The organism is Pseudoalteromonas sp. NH0006-26 (assembly GCF_057552415.1).
This window is the reverse complement of the sequence record NZ_BAAJMJ010000002.1, coordinates 250,924-275,406: the sequence shown is the minus strand read 5'-3', so window position 1 is coordinate 275,406 and position 24,483 is coordinate 250,924. Positions and strand designations below refer to the sequence as shown.

Annotated in this window: 25 protein-coding genes and 1 riboswitch; of the genes, 16 read left to right on the top strand and 9 right to left on the bottom strand. The window is 40.9% G+C overall.

The window, feature by feature from the left end; all coding sequences use genetic code 11:
* The first annotated feature begins 2 nt into the window (after window positions 1–2).
* The 3 genes from parC (at window position 3) to rraB (ending at window position 3,514) form a co-directional block, all read left to right on the top strand.
* Window positions 3–2,300: a DNA topoisomerase IV subunit A gene (gene parC / locus AC27JR_RS03985; protein ID WP_487172847.1), complete on the top strand. Its 2,298-nt coding sequence runs from the start codon at window positions 3–5 to the stop codon at window positions 2,298–2,300.
* Between the two features lie 165 nt (window positions 2,301–2,465).
* The gene (locus tag AC27JR_RS03980) at window positions 2,466–3,179 is read left to right on the top strand and encodes a 1-acylglycerol-3-phosphate O-acyltransferase (RefSeq protein WP_487172846.1); all 714 of its coding nucleotides are present in this window, start codon (window positions 2,466–2,468) and stop codon (window positions 3,177–3,179) included.
* Window positions 3,179–3,514: a ribonuclease E inhibitor RraB gene (gene rraB, locus AC27JR_RS03975; protein ID WP_008110603.1), complete on the top strand. Its 336-nt coding sequence runs from the start codon at window positions 3,179–3,181 to the stop codon at window positions 3,512–3,514. The genes AC27JR_RS03980 and rraB overlap by 1 nt, the downstream gene beginning before the upstream one ends.
* Before the next feature lie 68 nt (window positions 3,515–3,582).
* On the opposite strand, the gene AC27JR_RS03970 is transcribed toward rraB, so the two are convergent.
* Entirely contained in the window at window positions 3,583–4,554 is a 972-nt protein-coding gene (locus AC27JR_RS03970) for a zinc transporter ZntB (RefSeq protein ID WP_131691668.1), read from the bottom strand.
* A 275-nt stretch (window positions 4,555–4,829) separates the two neighbouring features.
* Between AC27JR_RS03970 and AC27JR_RS03965 the strand changes: the two genes are divergently transcribed.
* The 3 genes from AC27JR_RS03965 to AC27JR_RS03955 all read left to right on the top strand — a co-directional run bounded on the left by AC27JR_RS03965 (window position 4,830) and on the right by AC27JR_RS03955 (window position 7,267).
* Complete coding sequence (locus AC27JR_RS03965) at window positions 4,830–5,252, top strand: ATP-dependent zinc protease family protein (RefSeq protein WP_008467748.1); 423 nt, start codon at window positions 4,830–4,832, stop codon at window positions 5,250–5,252.
* A gap of 64 nt (window positions 5,253–5,316) precedes the next feature.
* On the top strand, window positions 5,317–6,222 hold the full coding sequence (gene rimK / locus AC27JR_RS03960; protein WP_008467750.1) for a 30S ribosomal protein S6--L-glutamate ligase: 906 nt from the start codon (window positions 5,317–5,319) through the stop codon (window positions 6,220–6,222).
* Complete coding sequence (locus AC27JR_RS03955; RefSeq protein WP_131691667.1) at window positions 6,209–7,267, top strand: succinylglutamate desuccinylase/aspartoacylase family protein; 1,059 nt, start codon at window positions 6,209–6,211, stop codon at window positions 7,265–7,267. Before rimK ends, AC27JR_RS03955 begins: the two co-directional genes overlap by 14 nt.
* 60 nt (window positions 7,268–7,327) lie before the next feature.
* Here AC27JR_RS03955 and AC27JR_RS03950 read toward each other — a convergent pair whose 3' ends face one another.
* The 4 genes from AC27JR_RS03950 to recQ form a co-directional block, all read right to left on the bottom strand.
* Window positions 7,328–7,900, bottom strand: coding sequence for a mechanosensitive ion channel domain-containing protein (locus tag AC27JR_RS03950; protein ID WP_131691666.1), 573 nt, complete (start codon window positions 7,898–7,900; stop codon window positions 7,328–7,330).
* 64 nt (window positions 7,901–7,964) lie between these two features.
* A complete protein-coding gene (locus AC27JR_RS03945; protein WP_487172845.1) occupies window positions 7,965–9,683 on the bottom strand; it encodes a POTRA domain-containing protein in 1,719 nt (572 codons plus the stop codon).
* A 140-nt stretch (window positions 9,684–9,823) separates the two neighbouring features.
* Window positions 9,824–10,108: a DUF3630 family protein gene (locus AC27JR_RS03940; RefSeq protein ID WP_010391549.1), complete on the bottom strand. Its 285-nt coding sequence runs from the start codon at window positions 10,106–10,108 to the stop codon at window positions 9,824–9,826.
* Window positions 10,109–10,115: 7 nt separating this feature from the next.
* A complete protein-coding gene (gene recQ / locus AC27JR_RS03935) occupies window positions 10,116–11,939 on the bottom strand; it encodes a DNA helicase RecQ (protein ID WP_487172844.1) in 1,824 nt (607 codons plus the stop codon).
* A 143-nt stretch (window positions 11,940–12,082) separates the two neighbouring features.
* Between recQ and AC27JR_RS03930 the strand changes: the two genes are divergently transcribed.
* A complete protein-coding gene (locus AC27JR_RS03930; protein WP_487172843.1) occupies window positions 12,083–12,538 on the top strand; it encodes a thioesterase family protein in 456 nt (151 codons plus the stop codon).
* Between the two features lie 51 nt (window positions 12,539–12,589).
* Window positions 12,590–13,510: an EamA family transporter RarD gene (gene rarD, locus AC27JR_RS03925; protein WP_487172842.1), complete on the top strand. Its 921-nt coding sequence runs from the start codon at window positions 12,590–12,592 to the stop codon at window positions 13,508–13,510.
* Between the two features lie 5 nt (window positions 13,511–13,515).
* Here the strand turns inward: rarD and AC27JR_RS03920 are convergent, their stop codons facing one another.
* Both AC27JR_RS03920 and AC27JR_RS03915 read right to left on the bottom strand, forming a co-directional pair.
* The gene (locus tag AC27JR_RS03920) at window positions 13,516–14,748 is read right to left on the bottom strand and encodes a GGDEF domain-containing response regulator (RefSeq protein WP_487172841.1); all 1,233 of its coding nucleotides are present in this window, start codon (window positions 14,746–14,748) and stop codon (window positions 13,516–13,518) included.
* An 87-nt stretch (window positions 14,749–14,835) separates the two neighbouring features.
* Window positions 14,836–15,210: a MaoP family protein gene (locus tag AC27JR_RS03915; protein ID WP_008467764.1), complete on the bottom strand. Its 375-nt coding sequence runs from the start codon at window positions 15,208–15,210 to the stop codon at window positions 14,836–14,838.
* An 89-nt stretch (window positions 15,211–15,299) separates the two neighbouring features.
* On the opposite strand from AC27JR_RS03915, the gene AC27JR_RS03910 reads away from it, so the two are divergent.
* The 8 genes from AC27JR_RS03910 to ung all read left to right on the top strand — a co-directional run bounded on the left by AC27JR_RS03910 (window position 15,300) and on the right by ung (window position 22,930).
* Window positions 15,300–16,169, top strand: coding sequence for a LysR family transcriptional regulator (locus tag AC27JR_RS03910; protein ID WP_008467766.1), 870 nt, complete (start codon window positions 15,300–15,302; stop codon window positions 16,167–16,169).
* A 165-nt stretch (window positions 16,170–16,334) separates the two neighbouring features.
* On the top strand, window positions 16,335–17,264 hold the full coding sequence (locus AC27JR_RS03905) for a porin (protein WP_487172840.1): 930 nt from the start codon (window positions 16,335–16,337) through the stop codon (window positions 17,262–17,264).
* A 49-nt stretch (window positions 17,265–17,313) separates the two neighbouring features.
* A riboswitch (cobalamin riboswitch) is annotated at window positions 17,314–17,451 on the top strand.
* 74 nt (window positions 17,452–17,525) lie between these two features.
* Window positions 17,526–18,338, top strand: a complete 813-nt coding sequence (locus AC27JR_RS03900; protein ID WP_487172839.1) for an ABC transporter ATP-binding protein — start codon at window positions 17,526–17,528, stop codon at window positions 18,336–18,338.
* Window position 18,339: 1 nt separating this feature from the next.
* Window positions 18,340–19,350, top strand: a complete 1,011-nt coding sequence (locus AC27JR_RS03895; protein WP_487172838.1) for a FecCD family ABC transporter permease — start codon at window positions 18,340–18,342, stop codon at window positions 19,348–19,350.
* Complete coding sequence (locus tag AC27JR_RS03890) at window positions 19,350–20,831, top strand: cobyric acid synthase (RefSeq protein ID WP_487172837.1); 1,482 nt, start codon at window positions 19,350–19,352, stop codon at window positions 20,829–20,831. Before AC27JR_RS03895 ends, AC27JR_RS03890 begins: the two co-directional genes overlap by 1 nt.
* A complete protein-coding gene (gene cobO, locus AC27JR_RS03885; RefSeq protein ID WP_487172836.1) occupies window positions 20,824–21,423 on the top strand; it encodes a cob(I)yrinic acid a,c-diamide adenosyltransferase in 600 nt (199 codons plus the stop codon). Before AC27JR_RS03890 ends, cobO begins: the two co-directional genes overlap by 8 nt.
* A complete protein-coding gene (locus tag AC27JR_RS03880; RefSeq protein ID WP_487172835.1) occupies window positions 21,423–22,271 on the top strand; it encodes a cobalamin-binding protein in 849 nt (282 codons plus the stop codon). Before cobO ends, AC27JR_RS03880 begins: the two co-directional genes overlap by 1 nt.
* Window positions 22,268–22,930, top strand: a complete 663-nt coding sequence (gene ung / locus AC27JR_RS03875) for a uracil-DNA glycosylase (RefSeq protein ID WP_487172834.1) — start codon at window positions 22,268–22,270, stop codon at window positions 22,928–22,930. Before AC27JR_RS03880 ends, ung begins: the two co-directional genes overlap by 4 nt.
* A 59-nt stretch (window positions 22,931–22,989) precedes the next feature.
* On the opposite strand, the gene AC27JR_RS03870 is transcribed toward ung, so the two are convergent.
* Together AC27JR_RS03870 and tal are read right to left on the bottom strand one after the other, a co-directional pair.
* Window positions 22,990–23,178 carry a DUF3545 family protein gene (locus tag AC27JR_RS03870; protein ID WP_008110646.1) on the bottom strand — a complete coding sequence of 63 codons (189 nt, stop codon included), beginning with the start codon at window positions 23,176–23,178 and terminating at the stop codon, window positions 22,990–22,992.
* A gap of 226 nt (window positions 23,179–23,404) precedes the next feature.
* Window positions 23,405–24,355, bottom strand: a complete 951-nt coding sequence (gene tal / locus AC27JR_RS03865) for a transaldolase (protein ID WP_008110647.1) — start codon at window positions 24,353–24,355, stop codon at window positions 23,405–23,407.
* Between the last annotated feature and the right edge of the window lie 128 nt (window positions 24,356–24,483).

Below are 24,483 nucleotides of genomic sequence, written 5' to 3'. Positions count from 1 at the left end.
TAATGAGTGATACAGATACCTTGCTAATGCAAGGAATTGAACAGCAAACAATGGGGCGTTTTACCGAAGACGCTTATTTAAATTATTCAATGTACGTGATCATGGATCGTGCCTTACCGCACGTTGGTGACGGCCTAAAACCAGTTCAGCGTCGTATTATTTATGCGATGAGTGAATTGGGGTTATCGGCGAATGCAAAGTATAAAAAATCAGCCCGTACCGTGGGTGACGTATTAGGTAAATACCATCCTCACGGTGATAGTGCCTGTTATGAAGCCATGGTACTTATGGCGCAGCCGTTTTCTTATCGCTACCCCTTGGTTGATGGTCAAGGTAACTGGGGTGCTGCAGATGATCCTAAGTCGTTTGCGGCAATGCGTTACACTGAAGCGCGTTTATCTAAATTCTCTGAAGTCTTGCTTAAAGAGTTAGGCCAAGGGACCGTTGATTGGACGCCAAACTTCGACGGCACCATGGATGAGCCTTTAGTATTGCCATCGCGCTTACCACACATATTACTTAATGGTGTCACTGGTATTGCGGTAGGTATGGCAACCGATATACCGCCGCATAACGTACGTGAAGTGGCCAGTGCCTGTTGTTTATTACTTGATAAGCCAAAAACAGAGCTCGAAGAGTTACTGGATTTAGTGCATGCGCCAGATTACCCAACTGATGCTGAAATAATTACGCCTAAAGCTGATATTCACAAAATTTATAAAACTGGCCGTGGCTCAATTAAAATGCGCGCTGTGTATTGTGAAGAGCAGGGCGATATAGTTATTACTGCGCTACCGCATCAATGTTCGGGTGCAAAAGTACTTGAGCAAATCGCAGCGCAAATGAACGCTAAAAAGCTGCCGATGGTGGCTGATTTACGTGATGAGTCTGATCACGAAAATCCAACCCGCATTGTAATTGTGCCGCGTTCAAATCGAATTAAAGCTGAGCCATTAATGGCGCACTTATTTGCGACTACCGATCTTGAAAAAAATTACCGCGTAAACTTAAACATGCTCGGCTTAGATGGCCGTCCACAAGTTAAAGATTTACGTAGTATTTTAACCGAGTGGTTAACCTTTAGACGCGAAACGGTACGTCGTCGCTTGCAATATCGACTTGATAAAGTGCTGGCACGATTACATATTTTAGAAGGTTTACTGGCTGCCTTTTTAAATATTGATGAAGTTATAGAAATCATCCGCTCTGAAGATAAGCCCAAACCTTTATTAATGGAGCGCTTTGATTTAACCGATATTCAAGCAGAAGCCATTTTAGAATTAAAACTTCGTCATTTAGCAAAACTTGAAGAGTTTAAAATTCGTGGTGAGCAAGATGAATTGGCGAAAGAGCGTGACAAATTAGAGCAAACACTGGGCTCAGACCGTCGCATGTCGACCTTATTGAAAAAAGAAATTCAAGAAGCCGCAGAAATGTATGGTGATGATCGCCGCTCGCCAGTGATTGAGCGTATAGAAGCTAAAGCACTAAGCGAAAAAGATTTAATACCATCAGAGTCAGTCACCGTGGTGTTATCAGACAAAGGCTGGGCACGGGTTGGTAAAGGTCATGACCTTGATGTAGAAGGATTAAGTTATCGCGCTGGTGACGGCTATAGGGCATCTGCTCGAGGTAAAAGTAATCAACCAGCGGTATTTTTAGATTCAGCAGGGCGTGCATTTGCCACTGATGCTCATAGTCTCCCTTCAGCGCGAAGCCAAGGCGAGCCAATGACAGGGCGCTTTAACTTAACCTCGGGCGCAAGCTTTGAGCACGTAGTTATGGGTGAAGACGCTCAAGTGTTGTTAATGGCCTCCGACGCTGGTTATGGCTTTATTACAGACTTTAAAGATTTAGTGAGTAAAAACAAAAACGGTAAAGCGTTGGTGAGTGTACCAAAAGGTGGGGTATTACTTTCGCCAATTCGCGTTAACGAAGTGGCTACTGACTACTGTATGGCGATTTCCAATGAAGGACGGATGTTGTTATTCCCACTGCGTGACTTACCTAAGCTTGGTAAAGGTAAAGGCAATAAAATTATTTCTATTCCGGGTGCGAAAGTGCAAGCCCGCGAAGAGTTTGTAAAAGTATTAGCCGTTGTACCGCAAGGCAGTAGTGTAACGCTGCATGCAGGTAAGCGTAAATTGACGCTTAAGCCGAGTGACCTTGAACATTATCATGGTGAGCGAGGCCGAAGAGGCAATAAGTTACCTCGTGGCTTGCAGCGCGTTGATGAAGCCGTTGTAGAGTTAACACCTCAGCAAGTAGATGAGCCAAGCTCAGACGCAGAGCAAAGTTAATACACTCGAAAAATTAGACTAAACTAGACAACGGCTTACTCGGTAAGCCGTTTTTTTATGACTGTTTTATTTCAGCGCACGCTTGTGCGCTATTTTCTCGTCTGCGCAATAAAATAACGTTATAATAAAGCAATACATAATTGTGGTTATATTGGAGAGGCGCACTTGCTAGCTGTTATACGTATTTTAATAATGCTGTTGTTTATATTATTAAGTTGTTTTTTTGGTTTGTTATTATCAATATTTAGACCATTTCACCCTAATAATGTGCATGTTATTGCAAGTTGGTTTGGCTCAATGGCTAAAATGCTTGGGGTTAAATTAGAACTAAAATATCATCCCGATGCGCTTAAGGTGGGACCCGCTGTGTATGTAGCGAATCATCAAAATAGCTATGATTTATTTACTGTTCCAGCTATGGTGCCAAAAAACTGTGTGAGTGTTGGCAAAAAAAGTCTGAAGTGGATCCCATTTTTTGGTCAGCTGTATTGGTTGTCGGGTAATATTTTAATCGACAGAGCGAATCGTTCAAAAGCGGCAGGCACTATTTCTAAAGCAGCGGCTAAAATAAGACAAAAAGGCTTATCGGTGTGGATGTTCCCTGAGGGGACGCGCAGTTATGGTCGAGGCTTACTTCCCTTTAAAACTGGTGCGTTTCATACTGCAATGAGTGCAGAGGTGCCTATTGTGCCAGTATGTATGAACACAACCGATAAAACCATTAAACTAAATCGTTGGGATAATGGTACAATTTATATCGAAATGTTAGCCCCCATAGCACTTGATAACAGTATCAGTGCCCGTGAACATGCTAAAAGTGTGCACAGCATTATGGCTGCTAAAATAACAGAATTAGATGCTCAAGTGAGAGAGAAATAATGGAAAACTGGCGTGAAATAAGTGAAGACATCGTAACTTCATTACTTGAAGATGGTTCCGATCCGGAAATTCTTTATGAAGTAGAACACCACTTTGTATGTGAAGACTTTACTAAGTTAGAACAAGCTGCACTTGCTGCGTTTAAACTAGGTTACGATGTAGAAGAGCCAGCAGAACTTGAGCTTGAAGACGGCGAAAAAATTTGGAGCTTTGACATTGTTGTTGAAGCCGAATTAGATGTTGACGTTATAATGGAAGACGTTGATAAGCTTGCGCAGCTTGCGGTTGAATGTGATGTAGAATACGACGGTTGGGGCACTTACTTTCAAGAGTAATGGTGTCTAATGCAAAAGGCGAACAATAATGTTCGCCTTTTTTGTGTCTTGTTGGAGCTATGCTGTAATTACAGCCACTTTTTATTTTTAAAGTAAATACCAATGCCACCAGTCAAAACAACCAAAAAAACGACAAATGCAGTGAATGCATAGGGGCTGTCTGTCCCTGGTATACCGCCGACGTTGACGCCTAATAATCCAGTTAAAAATCCCAGCGGTAAAAATAAAGCCGCCACTACCGACATCACATACATACGCTGATTTAATTGCTCAGACACTTGGTTAGTAATGGTTTGTTGAATAACTTGCGCGCGCTCTATTGAGCTATCGAGCTCTTCTAAATAGCGAATAAGTAAGTTGGTGGTTTCATTTAACTTGGCTTTATTTTCGTCAAAAAGCCATGGGTAATGATGATTAACCATGTTGCTTAACGCTTCTTTTTGTGGTTTTAAGTACCGTTTTAGCGCGATTGTTTGACGGCGAAGTTGCGACAAGCCCTGGTTATCAAACTTTTTACTGGGTTCATCAATTTCTTCTTCAAACTCATCTAAGCTTTCATCTAGTTCATCTATTACCGTTTGCATACGTGAAGTGAGTTTCTGCGCTAATGTACACACCAGTTCAGAAATACTGCTTGGCCCCTCGTTATTATTTAATGAGGTTAGAATATCTTGCACTGATAATAATCGGCGCTTGCGGGTAGTGATCACCACATCTTTATTAATAAATAAGCGAATAGACACCATGTCTTCAGGGCTTTGTGCTGGATTTAAATTAATTCCACGTAAAAACAGCATATGGCCATTCGTTGTAGGAGTAATACGAGGGCGTGTTTCATCTGCGGTCAGTGATTCAAGTTCGTAGTCGTTTAACAGCCCGCAATTTTTTAACCAGTCAACGGCTTCTTTTTGACTGTAGTCCATATGCACCCACAGCTTTCCATCAGTGGGTTGCCATTGGCGTAATTGTTTACTGTTTTCTATTGGGCGAGCACCGCCTTGTTCATCAAGAATAAGCGCATGCAGTAAGCCGTTAATCATAATAATTTCTCATAAATGGTATATTTTTAATACAGTTGACTGTAATGTATTTAATTAAGTAAATAAAATTTAGCTTTACTTTGCGTATGTTAAATTGAGTTAAGCAACAAAAAATTGTTTTTTAGCCTATGGTTAAGTGCATCCGTTGAGGGTGCATTGTTAAACGAGTTAACTTAAAAGGTCAATCAAATCGGCTTATCGAGTAGATGAATTTATTTTGTTGGTATTTTGTTGGCTGTAGCGTATAAAACACTTTTTTTACTAAGGGCACATTTATGACGACAAAAATAACAGTTGGTTGGCGTGAGTGGTTAAGTTTACCCGAGCTAGGCATCGAGCAAATTAAAGCAAAAATAGATACTGGTGCGCGTACTTCCTGTATTCATGCAATTAATATTGAAGAGTACGAAGTAGATGGCGAAAAATGGGTTAAATTTACAGCCCAACCATTGCAAGAAGACGAGCAAACGCAAATTACCTGCAATGCCAAAGTTAAAAAGATGAAGTACGTCACCAGCTCTAGTGGCCAGAGAGAATTACGTTATTTTATTGAGACCACATTACATGCAGGCGAATATAGCTGGCCAATAGAAATAACATTAACAAGTCGTGCGTCAATGAAGTTTAGAATGTTGTTAGGGCGCACAGCAATGGAAAATCGTATAGTCGTTGATCCGGCTTTATCACATTTATTATAAGAATTCGTTGAGCAGCGTTAAGTGTTAACGTCATGCTTAACATCATTTAGTTAAGGCTTTAATGATGAAAATTGGTATTTTATCTCGTAACAAAAAATTATATTCAACGCGTCGTCTAATCGAAGCTGCTGAGGCGCGCGGACATGAAGTGAAAGTAATTGATGCGTTACGCTCTTACATGAACATAAACTCAGAACAACCTGAAATTCATTATCGTGGTGAAAACCTAAAAGATTTCGATGCTATCGTGCCACGTATTGGTGCATCGGTTACATTTTATGGTTGTGCTGTATTACGCCAATTTGAAATGATGGGTGTGTTCCCTGTTAATGAATCTGTGGCTATTTCTCGCTCTCGCGATAAATTACGTTCTTTGCAGTTACTATCACGTAAAGGTGTGGGTATGCCGGTTACAGGCTTTGCCAGCAAGCCAGATGACGTAAAAGATTTATTAGAAATGGTAGGCGGCGCACCGGTTGTTATTAAGCTACTTGAAGGCACGCAAGGTATTGGTGTGGTATTGGCTGAAACACGTAAAGCAGCTGAAAGTGTTATTGAGGCATTCATGGGTTTAAAAGCCAATATCATGGTGCAAGAGTACATTAAAGAAGCAGGCGGTGCAGACATTCGTTGTTTTGTATTGGGTGATAAAGTAATTGCTGCGATGAAACGCCAAGCGCAAGAAGGCGAGTTCCGCTCTAATCTTCATCGTGGTGGTAGTGCTACACTGGTGCGTATTACTCCAGAAGAGCGTAAAACAGCAGTTGCAGCGGCAAAAGCAATGGGCTTAAACGTTGCTGGCGTTGACTTACTTCGCTCATCTCGTGGTCCTTTGGTTATGGAAGTAAACTCATCGCCAGGCCTTGAGGGAATTGAAGTGGCAACAGGTAAAGATATAGCGGGTATGGTGATTGATTTCATCGAAAAAACGGCCTCAGTGAAAGGAACAGCAACACGTGGCAAAGGTTAAAATTAACCGTCCTTTTACCTTATTAGGTGAAAGTATTGGCGTAGGTGAGCGAAAAACACTGGCGCTGGAAGCTGCAAAGCTTTATACCCATTCTCCGCTTAATATCCCTATTGAAGTGGTCAATGGTGTAATGGAAGGCCCTGTCTTGATGGTTTGCGCCGCAATACATGGTGATGAGCTAAATGGTGTTGAAGTGGTGCGCCAATTACTGGCTAAAATCGACCCTAGCCAGCTACGTGGAACCCTTATCGCAGTGCCGATTGTGAATGTGTTTGGTTTTATTCATAAGTCGCGTTACTTGCCTGATCGCCGCGATATGAACCGAAGTTTTCCTGGGTCTGAGCGTGGCTCGTTAGCGGGTCGCATGGCGTATATGTTTTTTAACCAAGTCGCTGTGCACTGTACGCATATTATAGATTTGCATACGGGTGCGATTCACCGTACTAACTTACCGCAAATACGCGCTAATTTAGCCGATGAAGCAACAGCGCAAATGGCTAAGGCCTTTGGCACACCAGCAGTAATTAACGCGTCGTTACGCAATGGCTCGCTGCGAAGCGAAGCGGCCAATTTGGGTATACCCGTTATTACCTACGAAGCCGGTGAGGCGTTGCGCTTTGACCCGATTGCAATTGCAGCGGGAGTACAAGGGGTTGATTATGTTATGCGTCATTTAAAAATGATGCGTGGTAAGCGTCCTAAAAAGCTACCTGAGCCAGTTATTGCAGGTTCAACAAGTTGGGTGCGAGCTGAGGTTGATGGCATAGTAAGAGCGCAAGTATCGTTAGGTGAAAGAGTAATGAAAGGCCAAGTGCTTGCTTATATAAGTAGCCCGCTTGGCGACTCTGAACTTGAACTGCTTGCCCCACGTAGCGGTATTATTATTGGTCAGCAAACCATGCCACTAGTAAATGAAGGCGATGCCGTATTTCATATTGCTTACTTTGCCCATTCAAATAGTTTGGTAGAGCAACAGCTTGAAAGTTTTATTGGTGAAATAAGCGATTTAGACGATGAGCTGAAAACAGCTGAGCTAAATAACTAACCTATTAACAGCTACTAAAAAGCCGTTTTAGTTAATAAAACGGCTTTTTTTATGCAAAGTTTATGATTTTTTAGGGCCAATAATGCGTTTGATTTTAGGTGCTTTTGTTGGTTTTGGCTCTGTATTGAGTACTAACACGGGGCGGGTAACAAATAAGTTATTAGGGTAAATTACCCTATGTCCATCAACGTGTTCGAGTAATACGTTCATTAGTCCCATTTCAATAATGCGTCCTTCAATGGCATTGGCACCATCGACAATTCTAACCCAATAGCCAACTCGACAGTCATTTTGTATAAACATGAGTAAAAAAGCAGTTAAGTTACTTAATAATGACCAAGCGGCAAACAGCGCAACGCCTAACATGGCAAATAAGGAAGAGCCTAATACTAATAAACCACGCAGCTCTATTCCCCAAAAAACCAACACTAAGCACAACATAACAAAGGCGAGTATTATTTTTAATAGTAACTCTGCACGGTATTTTCGGTGTAAATCGATTTTACCTCGAATGGCTTTTTCGAGTAATTTTTTAGTTAGCTTTAACAGCAACGGAAAGCTTAAAAGGGCAATAATGGTTACGATTAATTTATATTGTGTGCCCACAAGCTCTAAAACAGTGATTAATTCCAAAACGTATTCTCACAATAATGATAGGCGCACAGTTTAACGTTTTAGCTTTGTGCGCAGTAGTGATTTAAAAAGAATTTTTGACGCTCAGTAGCCACTGTACCGAGTCAACATCGTTGTATTTATTTAGTGGCGCGGCAATATCAAGGTGGATCATGGTACCTGCATTGGCGCGACTTGGCGCAAGGCGTAAACCTAAACCCACATTTTTAAGTACAGGGGTATTTTCAACTTGATACAGGGTATTCGTGTCGTTGTTATACCATGCGCGGCCTACATCTAAAAAGGCTGCACCACCCACTTTAAATAGCTGTAGTAAATCATATTCCCAATAGTAGCGCTTTTCTAAGCTGACTAAAAAACTACGATCCCCATGTTGAAACTCCATAGGGTAACCGCGTAAACCGGTTTCTCCCCCTAGGGTAAGCTGTTTATCATTGGTGAGATTTTTTGCGTATTGCAGCCTGGCTTTTACATACCAAGACTGATCAATACTGGTATTTAAATAATATTGAATTTGGCTGGTGGTGATTAAGTTTTCAAGCTGTTTTTGTTCTTTATTCCAATAACCTTGAATATCAGCGTGAAAGCGCCACAGCGTATTATCGCCACTAAAATGTGCTTTGTTAAAGTTAAACGAGTAAATAGCGCGGCTATCGTCATTACTAATCGATTCATCAGAGTAACCCAACGTAGCTTTGATATTCCAACCTAAATTTAAATCCTCGGTACGATAAATACTGTCAAAGTTACGCACTTTTATAAAGTTATCTTCAAACCAATGGCCGCTTACATAAGGGTAACTAAGTTGCCTATTTTCAGCTAGCGGCACTGTGGTTTCATCTATGCTTTTAAATGTTTGTTGCTCATCAATATAACCAAGGCTTAAACGCTGTGTCCAATTATGACTAAGGGCTTTAGAGTGACCAAAAAACACCTGATTTAGATCGGAGGTTTGTTCAAACTCACTAAATTTTTCGCCCCTAAGGTAGAGGGCTTCTTCTCGCTGGGTCGAGTAACTCAGGGCACCATAACTATAAGGTGTATCAATAGCGTAAAACGGGTAAGTTAGCTCAATTAAGTGACTCTTGCCGTCACTATTGTCAGCATACTCTAAACGCCCTCTGTAGCGACTTGATAGGATATTTGGATCATCGTAAACAAATAAATAGCCATTACGATCACTGTCGGTTTTGCGGGCAAACGATAGTCGTTTACCCCACCCAAATAAGTTCGATTCGCGAAAGCCGATGCTTGATTTATTTTCGCCGCCACTGCGGCTAAAGCTAAGCTCTGGTAATAAAGTCCATAAATCGCGAGTCACCACGGTTACATCAACATCGCCATCGCAGTTTTCGTTGGCAACAATTTGTGCGTCATATAAATAGTTTTGTTTACGCAGTAGCCGCTCAGATTCCGCTAGCGTTTTTTGATTAAAAGTATCACCCGCTTTAAACAATAAAATGCTTTTAATAACCTCAGGCTCAGTTTGTATATGTGCACGATTAGCAAAGCGAAATAGTGCGTTGTTTTCAGCTTCAAGTTCGGTATTAAAAACATTAAGTTGTTTAAGATTAATTGAGGCAATTTTAGCGTTACTGTTTGCTGTGAGTGGTGGGGTTTGAGACTCGATTTGGCGACGCAAATTAATTTCATGAGTTTGCGATGAGTCATCATTTGGGCAGCTTTGGGCTAGTGGCGTTTCTTGCGCGCAAACGCTGAGCATAAACATACTCAAAATAGAAAGGCTAAAACAACTACGTGCAATCCATTTTCTATTTAGCATTGACCCTCTTTAGCGCTATTTTGCAAAATAAAACACTTACTCTTAGCTTACATCATTGTTATTAATATGTAAGTAAAAGTGCCAATTTAGTTTATTTTTTATAGCGATTATAAGGTATTAGCGGTAAATAGGTGTTGGCCTTAGCTTAAATAAAATGTTAACGCTGCCAATAGGTTGTCAGCATCTTGACCTTCGCCGTTAATCCATACACTTTGACTATAATGCTCAAAATTTAAATTAAACGTGTGGTTAGCATAGTTAAAACGTAGTTGATGACGATCAGCCCCAGCCGCAAATTCACTAATGCTAATTTCATCGCTGTGCAAAAAAAACGTTCCCCACAATTCAAAGTCTTCATCGTGCGGCAGCTCTGTTGGTTTAACAATAATACATTGATGTGTGTGATCGTATTCAAGTTCGGTCATAAGGGGCTTATTGCGTTGCTAGGTAATGTCGAATTGCGGTTAAAAACTCGCCGCCATATTTGTTTAATTTAGTAAAACCAACTCCCGACACTTTTAAAAACTCACTGTCGTTAGTAGGCATAAGCTGCGCCATTTCGGCCAGCGTTTTATCGTTAAATACCACATAAGGAGGCACGTCATCGGCATCGGCTAATTCTTTACGTAGTGCACGTAGGCGAGCGAATAGTTTTTTATCGTAATTAAACTGCGCTAATTTATCCTGATAAACGTGCTTAGCTTGTAGGCGTGGTTCAGCCAGTTGCAGCGCATACTCACCCTTTAAAATAGCGCGTGCGGCTTCAGTTAGCCGTAAAGATGCGCCCTGGGTTATATCTTGGCTTAATAGCCCTTGATGAATAAGTTGGCGTAAAATACTCAGCCAAAACTCACTGCTTTTATCTTTACCTATGCCATAGGTGCTGAGTTCATGGTGGTTGTTATCACGTATGCGACTAGTATTAGCGCCGCGCAATAACTCTACGATGTAACCTAAACCAAATCGTTGCTGTGCACGATAGACACACGAAAGTGCTTGTTGGGCAACCAGTGTGCCATCAAAGCTTTTTGGTGGATTTAAGCAAATATCACAGTTACCGCACGGCTCTCGTTGGTATTCACTAAAGTAGTTTAATAATATTTGACGTCTGCAGGTCTGCGCTTCGGCAAAACTGGCCATGGCATTAAAACGTTGTTCTTCTACTCGACGGCGTTGCTCATCGTCAATATCTTCAAAAAAGCGTCTAACCCGGCCTATATCTGCGGGGTCAAAATACATAATGGCTTCTGCAGCCAGTCCATCACGCCCAGCGCGACCTGTTTCTTGATAATACGCTTCAATACTTTTTGGAATGTCGTAATGCAGTACAAAACGCACGTTAGGCTTGTTAATTCCCATTCCAAAGGCAACAGTGGCAACCACAATTTGAATATCGTCACGGGCAAACCCGGTTTGCACAAATTGGCGCTGTTCGTTACTCATTCCTGCATGATAAGCCGCGGCATTGAGACCTGCATCAGCAAGTTTTTCAGCAATGTCATCAACCCGCTTGCGGCTGGTGCAATAAATAATACCGCTTTGACTTTTTTGCTCTTTTAAATAACGCAGTAATTGCACCATAGGTTTAAATTTTTCTTCTATGGTGTAACGAATATTGGGGCGGTCAAAGCTGCCGGTGTGAATATAAGGCTGCTGTAGCTTTAGTTGCTCAACAATATCAAAGCGAGTTGCTTTATCAGCGGTGGCAGTGAGTGCCATCATCGGCACATTTGCAAAGCGTTGTTTAAGCTCATTTAAACGAAAATAATGTGGTCTAAAGTCATGACCCCAGTGAGAAACACAGTGTGCTTCATCAATAGCAAACAAGCTGACATTTAAATGCGATAACCGCTCTAAAAATTCTCTTTGCAGCACTTTCTCAGGGGCAACATAGAGTAATTTTATAAGCCCCTGATGCAACTGCTGATAGACTAGCTGCTGTTCTTCACGCGCTAAGCTGTTATTTATGTAAGCGGCTTTGACGCCTAGAGCTTGTAACTGAGTTACTTGATCTTGCATTAAAGAAATGAGCGGAGAGATAACAATGGTTACCCCCTCTAATACTAGCGCGGGTATTTGGTAACACACCGATTTGCCACCACCGGTAGGCAATAATACTAACGAGTCTTGGCCATTAATTGCAGCATCAATTACTGCACTTTGACCGTCGCGAAATTCACTGTAACCAAACACTTGTTTGAGTACAGTTTCGGGTTTACGCACCAGCGTATTGGGAGAGGGAGTTAGTGTATTCATCGGCGCTATTTTAGTGGTTTTTTGTCAGGATGTCTTTAGCTTTCATTACTTGGTGTAAACATAGGTAATGATAATCGAGGAGGTTACAACAGCTTAAAGTTGTGCTTTACTCATCGTACCACCTTAAAACATAGAGAATAATAATGAATAAAAAAATGTTGATTGAACAAGTTGGGGCGTTGTTTGTAAATAATATGCCTTTTAACCAGTTTTTAAAAATAGCGGTGGAGTCGCTTAGTACTGAACAAGCTAAAATCTCCTTTCCTTGGCAAGATGTGTTAATAGGCAACCCCGCGCAAAAAATTCTCCATGGCGGGGTTATTTCGGCAGTACTTGATAATGTGGGTGGAATGCTTGCTGCCGCCAGCGTTATAGGAAAACTAGACGATGCAGATTTACCCAGTGTACATAAAAAGCTAGCCACACTGGGGACCATAGATTTACGCACCGACTATTTACGCCCAGGTAAAGGCGAGGTGTTTATTGCTAGTGCTAAACTGATTCGCTCAGGAAATAAAGTATGCGTGTGCCGAATGGAGTTGCACAACGAGCAGTCAGTACAAATTGCTTTTGGAACGGGCACGTATTTAGTTGGCTAAAAAGTGAGAGGGGGTTAAACTTACGGCCTTTTAAATCACCAAGTGGTTACTATGTCGATTGATACCGAGCAGCGAAAGGGCGCCATTTTTGCCTGCCTCGCTTTTTTTATGTGGGGCCTAGCACCTATTTATTTTAAGATGATCCAACATGTGTCAGCATTTGAAATTTTAATGCACCGTGTTATTTGGTCAGTGGTGTTTCTTATTGTGGTAGTGAGTGTGCTGAGCTACTGGGATAAAATTAAACGCATTTTAATCCAACCTAAACTTATTTTAATGTTAGTTGTTACCTCTACCTTACTGGGATTTAACTGGGGGTTGTTTATATGGGCCATTAATAACAACCACATGCTAGATGCCAGTTTAGGCTATTATATTAATCCTTTGTTAAACGTACTGCTTGGCATGGTGTTTTTAAACGAGCGGTTACGTAAGTTGCAAGGTGCTGCTGTTGCCTTAGCTTTTACGGGCGTGTTGTTACAGCTAATTAGCTTTGGCTCATTTCCAGTGGTGGCTTTTTCGTTAGCGACATCTTTCGCGTTATATGGCTTATTACGTAAAAAGCTACAGGTTGATGCTTTGCCTGGGATTTTAATCGAGGCATTAATATTATTACCAGTGGCACTGACCTATTGGTGGTTGATGGTGCCGACCGAAACGTCAAATTTACCAGCGAATGATTGGCTAACTAATACATTGTTAGTGAGTGCGGGCATAGTGACTACGCTGCCATTGCTATGTTTTACTGGCGCGGCTAAGCGATTGCAATATACAACACTTGGGTTTTTTCAGTACATAGGCCCTAGCTTAATGTTTATTTTAGCGGTGGTGTTTTACGGTGAAGTGTTTGATGCTGAACGGGTAATTACCTTTGCGTGCATTTGGAGTGCACTGGCTATTTTTAGTTGGGATTCATACCATCAGTCGCGTAAACGTAGAAAAGCAGCCATTGTCGCCTCAGGTGTGGTTTAGTTAAACTAAACCACTTTATTACGCCCCGACTCTTTGGCTTTGTAGAGATTTAAGTCGGCTTGTTTTAATAACTCGTCAATCTGATAGGTTTTACTATGGCTGAAGCCTATCGACAGCGTGAACTTGATGTTTGCTTGGCTAAATTCATGGCTGTTAAGCTCAATAAAAAGTCTGAAACTTTCTAGTCGTTTTAGTGCTTCTTGTTCGGTCAGTTCAGTAAAAAACACCGCAAATTCTTCTCCGCCTAAACGCGCAACCAATTGATTTTCGAAGTACTTATTAAAACACACCGCAAGCCCTTTAAGCACTTCATCGCCGGCATCATGGCCATAGGTATCGTTAATCGCTTTAAAATGATCAATATCAAGCATCGCTAACATGGCTGGTGTTTCTGCCTTTTTTAACTGCTTTAACGACTTATTAGCCTCTTCGAAAAAGTAACGACGATTAGGAAGTTTAGTTAAATAGTCGGTATTGGCTTGTCGCTTTATGGTGGCTATGTGTTCTAGCATATCGACGTTTTGGCTTAACCGGCAGTAAAACTCTTCACTATTAAAAGGTTTATACAAATAATCATTTGCCCCATTTTTTAGAAATAAGGCAGATAAATTAGACGACGTAGCACCTGAAATTCCAATAATAGCTTTTTCGTCATTAGTGTAAATCCGCCTAATTTCATTGCACAGCTCAACACCGCCCATGTTAGGCATTTCTTTATCGGTAATAATTACAGCAATATCTGGCGTATTTTCAAGCTCTTTGAGCGCCTCTATGCCATCGGCTGCTTGTAATACTTGGTATTTATGACGTGTTAATAAACTACATATGTATTGGCGTGTTGACGCTGAATCATCAACAACCAGTACTTTTACCTGTTTATTGCGAGGTAGGCGGTAAAGTTGCTTTTCTAAATATTCATAAGCTTGTTTATTGCCTTTGATAATGTAATCAATAATAGGGTATTTTTCGACGGTGTCGCGAGTTTGTTTATCAATATTGCCCGTCATAACTATGGTGGGGATATCTGCTGCAACCGTGCAGGGAACCGCTTCCCCTCGCGGGGCATCAGGCAATATAAAATCAACGACCGCGCAAAAGTAAGTGTGCTCACTTATTAGCTCTTTAGTCTCAGCCAGCGACTGAGCGATATCAACCTCGTAGCCCGCTTTTTGCGCGATATGCTTTTGCACTCGCGCAATTGCGGGTGTGTCTTCAACAATAAGTATTCTGTGCGTCACGTAACAGCCCTGTTTAAAATTTTGCAAAAGTGTTTGCTTATACAAGTTGTAACTGCTAAAACGCCAAAAAGCAACTATTGTAATGACTTATAAATTGTCAGCCTCAGAATAATAATCTTGGCTGATTGGTGTTGGCCCTGAAATTTTTGAGCGACCAAATAATGTATGAAATTTTGTTTTGCAGGTTGTTAACTTTAAGTATTTAACCCATGCTCGCTCAATGGGGTTACTTGGCTCAATTATGCCACTGACCGCATTTACAAATTGTTGCTGATATTCGTTTTGTGGCTCAATTGTTTTGTTATACAGACTTTTTAAAACAACACCGTGCTGTTCTAAAATACTTGCCTCTAACAGGGTAAAATGTCCGCTGCGGCTAAATCCGCGTGGAAAGTTTTGATCATCATAAAACTGACGTTGACTAACAAATGCTTGACGAAGTAGTGAAATATCATTGCTCATAGCTGTACCCTCATACCAATTATTAGCTGGAGTATGGGACATAATTGCTATTTTTTTAAACAAAAAATTTTTATCGTGAGGATAAAAAATTGGACATAGATTTATTAAAAACATTTGTCGAAGTGGTGCGTACTCGCCATTTTGGTAAAGCGGCAGAAAACCTATACATAACGCAGTCTGCGGTGAGTTTTCGAATTCGTCAATTAGAGCAGGGATTAGGCGTAAATTTATTTATTCGCCAGCGTAATAATATACAACTAACGGCCCCTGGTGAGCGCTTATTACCGCATGCGCAAATGATTATTACCGGTATGCAAAGAGCCAAAGTAGATGTTGCACTTGCAGATAATATGCATAAGCAAATAAGCTTAGCAGGGACTCCTAATATTTGGGATGCTTTTTTACAGTTTGGTATTACAAATATTGTATCGGCTATGCCTGGTGTATCGCTGGTGGCAGAAGTGAAAGCGCAACAAGAGAGTACTCGATTACTACTAGAACGCACCCTTGATCTCGCCATTTTATTTGATCCGCCAAAAGTGGATGAACTCGTGGTTGAACGAATTTGTGAACTACCTATTATTCCGGTGAGTGGTTACGACACCGCAACAGGCGATAACTTCTTTGATAATCAATATGTGTATGTTGATTGGGGAACCACGTTTTCTCTTTGGCATGCGCGTCAGTTTACTGGTAAAACGCCGCCTTATTTTAGAACTAGCACTGGTCGTATAGCGCTTGATTTAATACTGCAATGCGGTGGTAGTGCGTTTATTCCACAAGTATTAGTTAAAGATCATTTGGAAAAAGGCGAACTTTTTCATGTTAAAGGGGTAGAAAATACCTCAAGAGATGTATTTGTTGCCTATCATAGAGATAACGAGCAGAAAGAGTTAATTGAAACCTTAGTTAATTTGTTGTCGCAAATGACACCGAGTTTATTGAAACAAAGTAAGTAGTGATCAGGCCGTATTTTAGTTACATGTTATTTTGATTTCATAATTAATGCAGTTTTATTAACTTAAAAAGACAAAAATATGTCGTTTGTAATATTTTTGTCATTTAGTGGTGACACACTGCTGCTGTTTTAAAAATTAGCCTATTGTGATTATCGAGGAAATAACATGAAATTTGTAAAATCGAGCTTGTGCTTAGCCTTACTTAGTGGTTTATCTTTTAATGCGCTTGCAGAAGTAGATATTTACGGCAAAGCGAATGTAACCGTTCAGTCATCTGATGATGGTGAAGGATCGTTTACTGAAATTAAAAGTAATGCATCTCGTTTTGGACTTAAAGGGTCTGAAAAAATTTCAGACGGCTTAGAAGCTGTTTATAAGTTTGAATTTCAGGTTGATGTGTCGGACGCTGACTCAAAAGGCGATAAAGATAATATTTCAGCACGTAATCAATATGTAGGTTTTAAAGGTTCATTTGGTCAGGTAGTAATAGGCCGTAACGATACAGCGCTAAAGCAGGCGCAAGGTAAACTTGATTTATTTAATGACCTTGAAGGTGATATTAAAAACACTTTTAAAGGTGAAAACCGCTTAGGTAACTCAGTATCTTACGCTTCAAACAGCTATGAAGGCTTTAAAGTATTAGCTTCATTTATTGCAGAAGATGATAAAGATGCCAAAAATGGTTACTCAGTGGCATTAACTTACGGTGATGCTGGCCTTAAAAAGAGCGCTGTATATGCTGCTGTTGCTGCTGATAGTGAAGTAAATGGTTACGACGTATTACGTGCAACAGTTCAAGGTAAAATTGAAGACTTTAGACTTGGTGCAATGTACCAAACACAAGAAAAAGTAGACGGTAGCGCTGAAGCTGACGGTTACTTAGTGAATGCAGCTTACCTAATGGGTAGCAACACTTTTAAAGTGCAATATCAAACAATGGATTTTGATGACAGCGATGATAAAAGTGCAGTATCGGTAGGTGTTGATCACAAGCTAAACAAAAATCTTAAGGTGTTTGGCTTTTACTCAAGTTTTGATATGGACAACAACGTTGACCAAGATTACCTAGCTTTAGGTATGGAATATAAGTTTTAACTAATACTTAGTTAAAACACTCCCTTTTAACCGCACTCAGTTGAGTGCGGTTTTTTTTGCTTTAAATTATTTACTTATCTGCGCATAATAGCCAAGCATTTGGAATGAGGTGAAACTCCTCAACTATTCCCGTAACTGTGATCAGTTTTACTGTAAGTCAGATACAAGTGCCTTAAAACTTCATATAACGAGCGGGTTAACTCATTTTCTTTTTAGTACTTGTTGTACTGAGTGTGGGTTTTTCCTGCCTAGGATAATTTTTTGCACACTCAAACCTCTAAACAAACAGCGCTTTTAACCGTAAATAATGTCTCTTGGCGAGTGGGTAATACCTTAATCCTTAAGCATATTAATGTGAGTATTGAGCGTGGCAAGTTTGTTGGCTTAATTGGTCCTAATGGTGCGGGAAAATCGAGTTTACTGCGTTGCTTATATCGATTTAATCAGCCATCAGCAGGCGAGGTTAAATTTAATAATACCGATATTTGGCAACTAAAAAGCGAAGACTACGCTAAGCAGGTTGCTGTTGTGCTACAAGAAACACCGTCGCAATTTAACCTTTCGTTATTCGACGTGGTTGCGTTAGGGCTTACGCCACATAAAACTTTATTTAGTACGACGACTCAAGCGGATAAACAAAAAATAGCTCAAGCTATTAGTCACGTGGGGCTTGAATCTCATAGCACTCAACTATTTGATTCGTTGTCAGGCGGTGAAAAGCAACGAGCCTTTATTGCCCGCGCTATTGTGCAGCAACCACAACTTCTTATTATGGATGAACCGACTAGTCACCTTGATGTGAAATATCAAATTCAACTTATGGAGTTGGCTAAATCTTTAGGGATTACGGTATTTGCGTCATTTCATGACTTAAATTTAGCCGCAGCAATGTGCGATGAGTTAGTGGTTATTAAAAATGGAAAAGTTGTTGATGCAGGTAAGCCAAGTAGCGTGGTCACTGAGCAGATGCTGGATGAGGTGTTTGGTGTTTGTGCTCAAGTGAGCACTCACCCTCAAGCAACAATCAAAGGTGAGGCTATTCCTCATATTACTTATTATTATGGATACCAATAATATGACGGCCTTTTCTAACCACGCCGTTGCATTAATCGCTGCGCTATTATGCGCACTATTGAGTTTATTTATCGCACTAAGTTTTGGTGCGGTACCTACGTCGCTCGCAGATGTATATCAAAGCTTAACCTTTTCAAACGAGGCTTCATTTACCAGTCGTATTATTATTGAATTAAGAATGCCACGTACTTTGCTGGCTTTTTTAGCCGGGAGTGGCTTAGCGATTGCAGGTTTAATACTACAAACAGTCACCCGTAACCCCTTAGCAGATCCTTATTTATTTGGTATTTCGTCCGGCGCTTCATTAGGTGTGGTTATACTAATGTCTTTTGTGGGAGCTGGGGCGGGTATTGCGCTATCTGGGGCGGCATTAATCGGTAGTTTAGTGGCGATGGGATTATTAATTTTAATTGCTGGCAGCCAGCGTAATGCCCAAGTTGAATCAATGTTATTGGCGGGGGTAGCCTTATCATTTTTATTTAGTGCTTTTACTAGTTTGTTACTTTATTGGAGCGATCCACAAGCAGTCGCGGCTATTTTATTTTGGACTTTAGGTAGTTTTGCTAAAGCACAGTGGCAGTCGCTGCTATTACCTGTCTTAGTCATTATAGTCTGTACAATAATCATGTTGGGTTTTAGGCGTCAGCTTAATGCCATGTTGTTAGGCGATGAAAGTGCGACAACGCTTGGCGTAAGAGTGCATCGTTTTAGAATTTTAATGCTTATTTTAAGCTCGTTGATCACGGCCGTGTTAGTTGCTAACTGTGGCGGAATTGGCTTTGTTGGCTTAATGGTGCCACACATAGTGCGCTTTTTTATCTCTCAAGGTAGCCGCGTTGGATTATTAATGACCGGATTAGTTGGGGGAATATTTATGGTGTGGGTCGATGTGCTTGCTCGTTCACTATTAAGCAACCAAGAGCTGCCAATTGGGGTGATCACGGCGGCTATCGGCAGTCTATTCTTTTTAAGTATATTGTATTTTCGTAAGCGTCAGCTGGTGGTTCAATAATGAAAACACTAATGGTACAAGGCACTACCTCAGATGCGGGTAAAAGTACCCTGGTTGCAGCACTTTGCAGAGTATTTGCTAATCAAGGTGTTAATGTTGCGCCGTTTAAACCGCAAAATATGGCGCTTAATAGTGCCGTAACGCATGATGGCGGTGAAATTGGTAGAGCACAAGCATTACAAGCCGTTGCGGCAAAAGTAGCACCTGAAATAGACTTCAACCCGATATTACTCAAACCCAATAGTGATACCGGCGCGCAAGTTATTATTCATGGTAGGGCTATTAGCAATATGGAAGCCGACTCTTACCATGACTATAAAAAAGTGGCTATGGAAGCGGTATTAACCTCGCATAATCGTTTAGCTAAACGCTTTGACTTATTGTTGGTTGAAGGGGCTGGTAGCCCAGCTGAAATTAACTTACGCGCAAACGATATCGCCAATATGGGCTACGCCGAAAAGGTCGATTGCCCGGTTATTATTATTGCCGATATTGATAAAGGGGGTGTGTTTGCTCACCTAGTAGGAACTTTGGCGCTATTAAGCGAGTCAGAGCAAGCACGGGTAAAAGGCTTTGTTATTAATCGTTTTCGTGGTGACATTAGCCTATTACAAGGCGGGTTAGATTGGCTTGAAGAGTACACAGGTAAACCTGTGTTAGGGGTGTTACCCTACCTACACGATTTAGCTCTTGATGCCGAAGATGCCGTTGCCATAGATAATAATGTGACCGAAGCCAGCATTAATATTGCGGTACTGCTGGTGCCTCATATTAGTAACCACACTGATTTTGATGCACTGCGATTGCACCCAAATATAAATATAAACTATGTGCGTCATACTCAAGCGATTCCATCCGTTGACTTAATCATTATGCCTGGCAGTAAAAATGTACTTAGTGATTTGGTATTTTTAAAAAATGAAGGCTGGGATCAGCAAATTAAACGCCACTTACGTTATGGTGGCAAAGTACTGGGTATTTGCGGCGGTATGCAAATGTTAGGTAATACTATTAGCGACCCCAATGCGGTGGAATCATCATTAGGGCAAATGGCTGGGTTAGCACTTAGTGATTTTGATACCACATTAGGTGAACAAAAAGTGCTAAGCCAAGTAAACGCCACTATTAGTTTAAACCAGCAGCAGGTTGCTTGTCAGGGTTATGAAATACATGCTGGGATCAGTAAAGGTAAGGCGCTCAATAAACCACTTATTCACTTTAATAAACACCCCAATGGCTTTACTACGGATGGTTTTATTAGTGACGATAATGCCATTGCCGGTACTTATTTACATGGCTTGTTCGACAACGCAGCTACTACGGAGCTGCTATTAAAGTGGCTAAAACCAGACAGTGACATTAATGCCATCAGCATTAATGAGCATCGCGAACGCCAGTTAGAACGGCTCGCTGATATGTGCCAAACACATTTAAATATTGAACAAATTATTAAAATTTACCAAGGACATAACAATGACTGAATCAACAAACGACAAGCACCAACAGCGCCAGCAAAAAGTAAAAGAACAAGTTGATGCTCGAGTAGCAGCGGCACAGCAAGAAAAAGGCATTTTTCAGGTTATTACTGGTAATGGCAAAGGTAAATCAACCTCTGGTTTTGGTGTGGTTACACGCTGTGTTGGCCATGGTAAAAAGGCCGCGGTATGTCAGTTTATTAAAGGTACATGGGAATGTGGTGAGCGTAATTTACTACAAGGAGCTGGAGTTGAATTTGCTGTTATGAACACAGGTTTTACTTGGGATACGCAAAATAAAGAGGCTGATACTGCGGCAGCACAAGCAACATGGCAAGAGTCAAAGCGGATGCTAAGCGACAGCAGTATCGATGTGGTATTACTCGATGAGCTCACCTATATGGTGACCTATGGCTATATCGACCTTGAGGAAGTGGTTGCTGCAATTAACAACCGACCTGCAATGCAATCGGTAATTATTACTGGCCGTGCTGCGCACCGTACCTTAATTGAGCTGGCCGATACCGTAAGTGAAGTGCGTAATGTAAAGCATGCGTTTGAGTCGGGCGTAAAGGCACTAAAAGGCTTTGATTACTAATGTTAAAACGCATTATTCTTGGGCTGTTATTGTTTGCTGTTTATGTACCTCAAGTCTTAGCCGACAAGCCGCTTCGTATTGTGGCTTTGGCACCACACATAGTCGAAAATTTATATGCCATTGGGGCGGGTGATCTAATAGTGGGCACGCTGGATTACGCAGATTACCCACAAGAGGCGACTAAAATTGAGCGTATCGGCGGCTATAATGGCATTTCTATCGAAAAGTTACTCATGCTCAAGCCTGACATGGTCATTGCGTGGAAAAGCGGTAATCAGGCAGAAGATTTGGCACAAATTAAGCGACTAGGGATTGAATTGCATTTAAGTAATCCACGCTCTATTGAAGGCGTTGCTAAGGAAATACTAAAATTAGGTCAATTAACCGGTCATATTGAGCAAAGTAAAAAAGTAGCTGAGGCATTTACAGTTAAGCTCAACGCAATTAAAGCCGCGCAGCATAATAAAACCATGCTTACTGGGTTTTATCAGCTGTGGCCAGAGCCTATGATGACGGTATCAAAAAATACATGGATAAATCAGTTAATCGAAACCTGCCAAGTAACTAATGTATTTGCCGACAGCGACACAGATTACCCACAAATCAGCATTGAAAACGTAATAGTCACCAAGCCACAAATTATTATTATCCCTAATGAAAAGTCAAAACGGGTAATACCCACAGTAAATTGGCAGCAATGGCCTGAAGTTCCCGCGGTTAAATATGAGCAATTTATTAGTGTTAACGCGGATTTATTACATCGTTTTTCCCCTAGAATGCTTGATGGATTAGCACAAATGTGTGACAAAGTTGAGGTATCTAGAGAACTTATTAAGAGTCAATTATGAGTAACTGGTCATCTTTTTTAAATCACGAACTTAGTCAAGTATATATGCAGCAAACCCTTGAATATGTTGCAAATAAACGATCAAACGGTATTGCTGTGTATCCACCAGAACCACAGGTGTTTAGCGCATTTGATGCAACTCCACTTAGCGATATCAAAGTGGTTATATTAGGTCAAGACCCTTACCATGGAGAAGGGCAAGCGCATGGCTTGTGCTTTTCAGTATTGCCTGAAGTTAAAAAGCTCCCGCCTTCACTTAAAAATATTTATAAAGAGTTAGTGACGGACATTAATGGTTTTATTACGCCAGAGCATGGCTATTTACAAAGCTGGGCAGATCAAGGTGTGTTTTTGCTTAATACCGTATTAACAGTAGAGCAAGGGCAAGCCCATTCCCATAAACATTTAGGTTGGGAGCAATTTACCGATAACGTAATTACTCATATAAATGAGCATTGCCAAGGAGTGGTGTTTATTTTTTGGGGCGCACATGCACAAAAAAAAGGTAAAAGTATTGATCGCCAGCGCCATCATGTATTGTCTGGACCGCACCCTTCACCGCTTTCAGCGCATCGCGGCTTTTTTGGCTGTCAGCACTTTTCAAAAACCAATGAACTGTTAATAGCGCAAGGAGCGCAGCCCATTAATTGGCAAGTATAGGGTAATTGGTATTAAAAAAGGCTTTCATAAATGAAAGCCTTTTTAGTTGCTGTTGTTGATTAAAACTCTAATTCATCAATAGCAATACTATCAGCAAAATAGTCGAGCTCCTGTAGTTCTTTGCGCAAACGTTGCTTATCTTTTATTGCTTCTATTTCGCGCCATTTTCTTTTTTTATTTTTTTGAGAGGTTTTTTTCGATGTATCAGAACCTTCTAATATCTCTATTATTTCGTTTAGGCTATCCATTGATTATCTCCTATTGACCACTTTTTGAACCTCGGCAGTATCTATACCATAGCTATTAATAAAATAGAATATAAATGTGACGAAACTGTTACTGGTGGGTGGTATTTTGATGAAGATCAATACAAAAAGAACGTAAATGGGGACAAGTCGAGTATTTAAAGTAAATCGCAGACATAAAAAAACGCCGCTAAAAGCGACGTTTTTAAACTCATTAAACAGCGATTAGTTACATCGCTTTAAAGCGTGCTTCTAGTTGCTCTTGCGCATCTGCAAATGAGCGAATACCTTCAGCTAGTTTTTCAGTCGCCATAGCGTCTTGGTTATGTAACCAACGGAACTGTGCTTCGCTAAGTGGCTCAGGTTTTGGCTCTTTAGCAATATCGCTCTCTAGTAAGTACTCTTGTGCGTCTTCTAAATTACCTAGCTCTTCTAAAAGATTAGGACTAATTGTTAGCTTATCGCAGCCTGTAAGGGCAATAATTTCACCGGTGTTACGAAAGCTTGCGCCCATAACAACAGTTTTGTAATCGTGACGCTTATAAAACTCAAAAATACTACGCACCGATTGTACACCCGGGTCTTGAAGCGGGTCGGTTGGTTTTTCCATACCGTTTGCTACGTGCCAATCTAAAATTCGGCCAACAAATGGCGAAATTAAAAATACGTTTGCATCAGCACAGGCGCGCGCTTGGGCATCGCTAAATAAAAGCGTTAAGTTACACTTAGTGCCTTCTTTTTCTAACTGTTCTGCGGCTTTAATGCCTTCCCAAGTAGAGGCAACTTTAATTAAAATCTTGTCTTTGCTTACACCTTCTTTCTCGTAAAGGCTTAGTAAAGTATGTGCTTTATTAATTGTTGCTTGGGTATCAAATGATAAACGTGCATCAACTTCAGTAGAAATATAACCCGGTACAATTTCACTAATTTCTTTACCGAGTAATACTGCAAAATAGTCACAAGCCAGCTCTAGTTGTTTTGCAGGCTGTTGCTCGGTTTCTTTAGCGTATTGCCATGCTTTATCTAGATAAGGTTTGTAAGCTTCAATCTCGCTCGCTTTTAAAAGCAGCGATGGATTGGTAGTCGCATCTTCAGGTTGATGTTTTTTTATGGCTTCTATATCGCCCGTGTCGGCCACGATAGAAGAGTGTTGTTTAAGCCTTTGTAGAGCGCTAGTCATTTGCTTTTCCTCATTCCAAGCAAGTTAAAAGAAAATCTAAACTACCTTAATATAGCTATACTGCAACAGTGTGACAATGCTTGATAGGTCTTATGTCCTTATCAATGAAAAAACGGTAACGGTTGAGT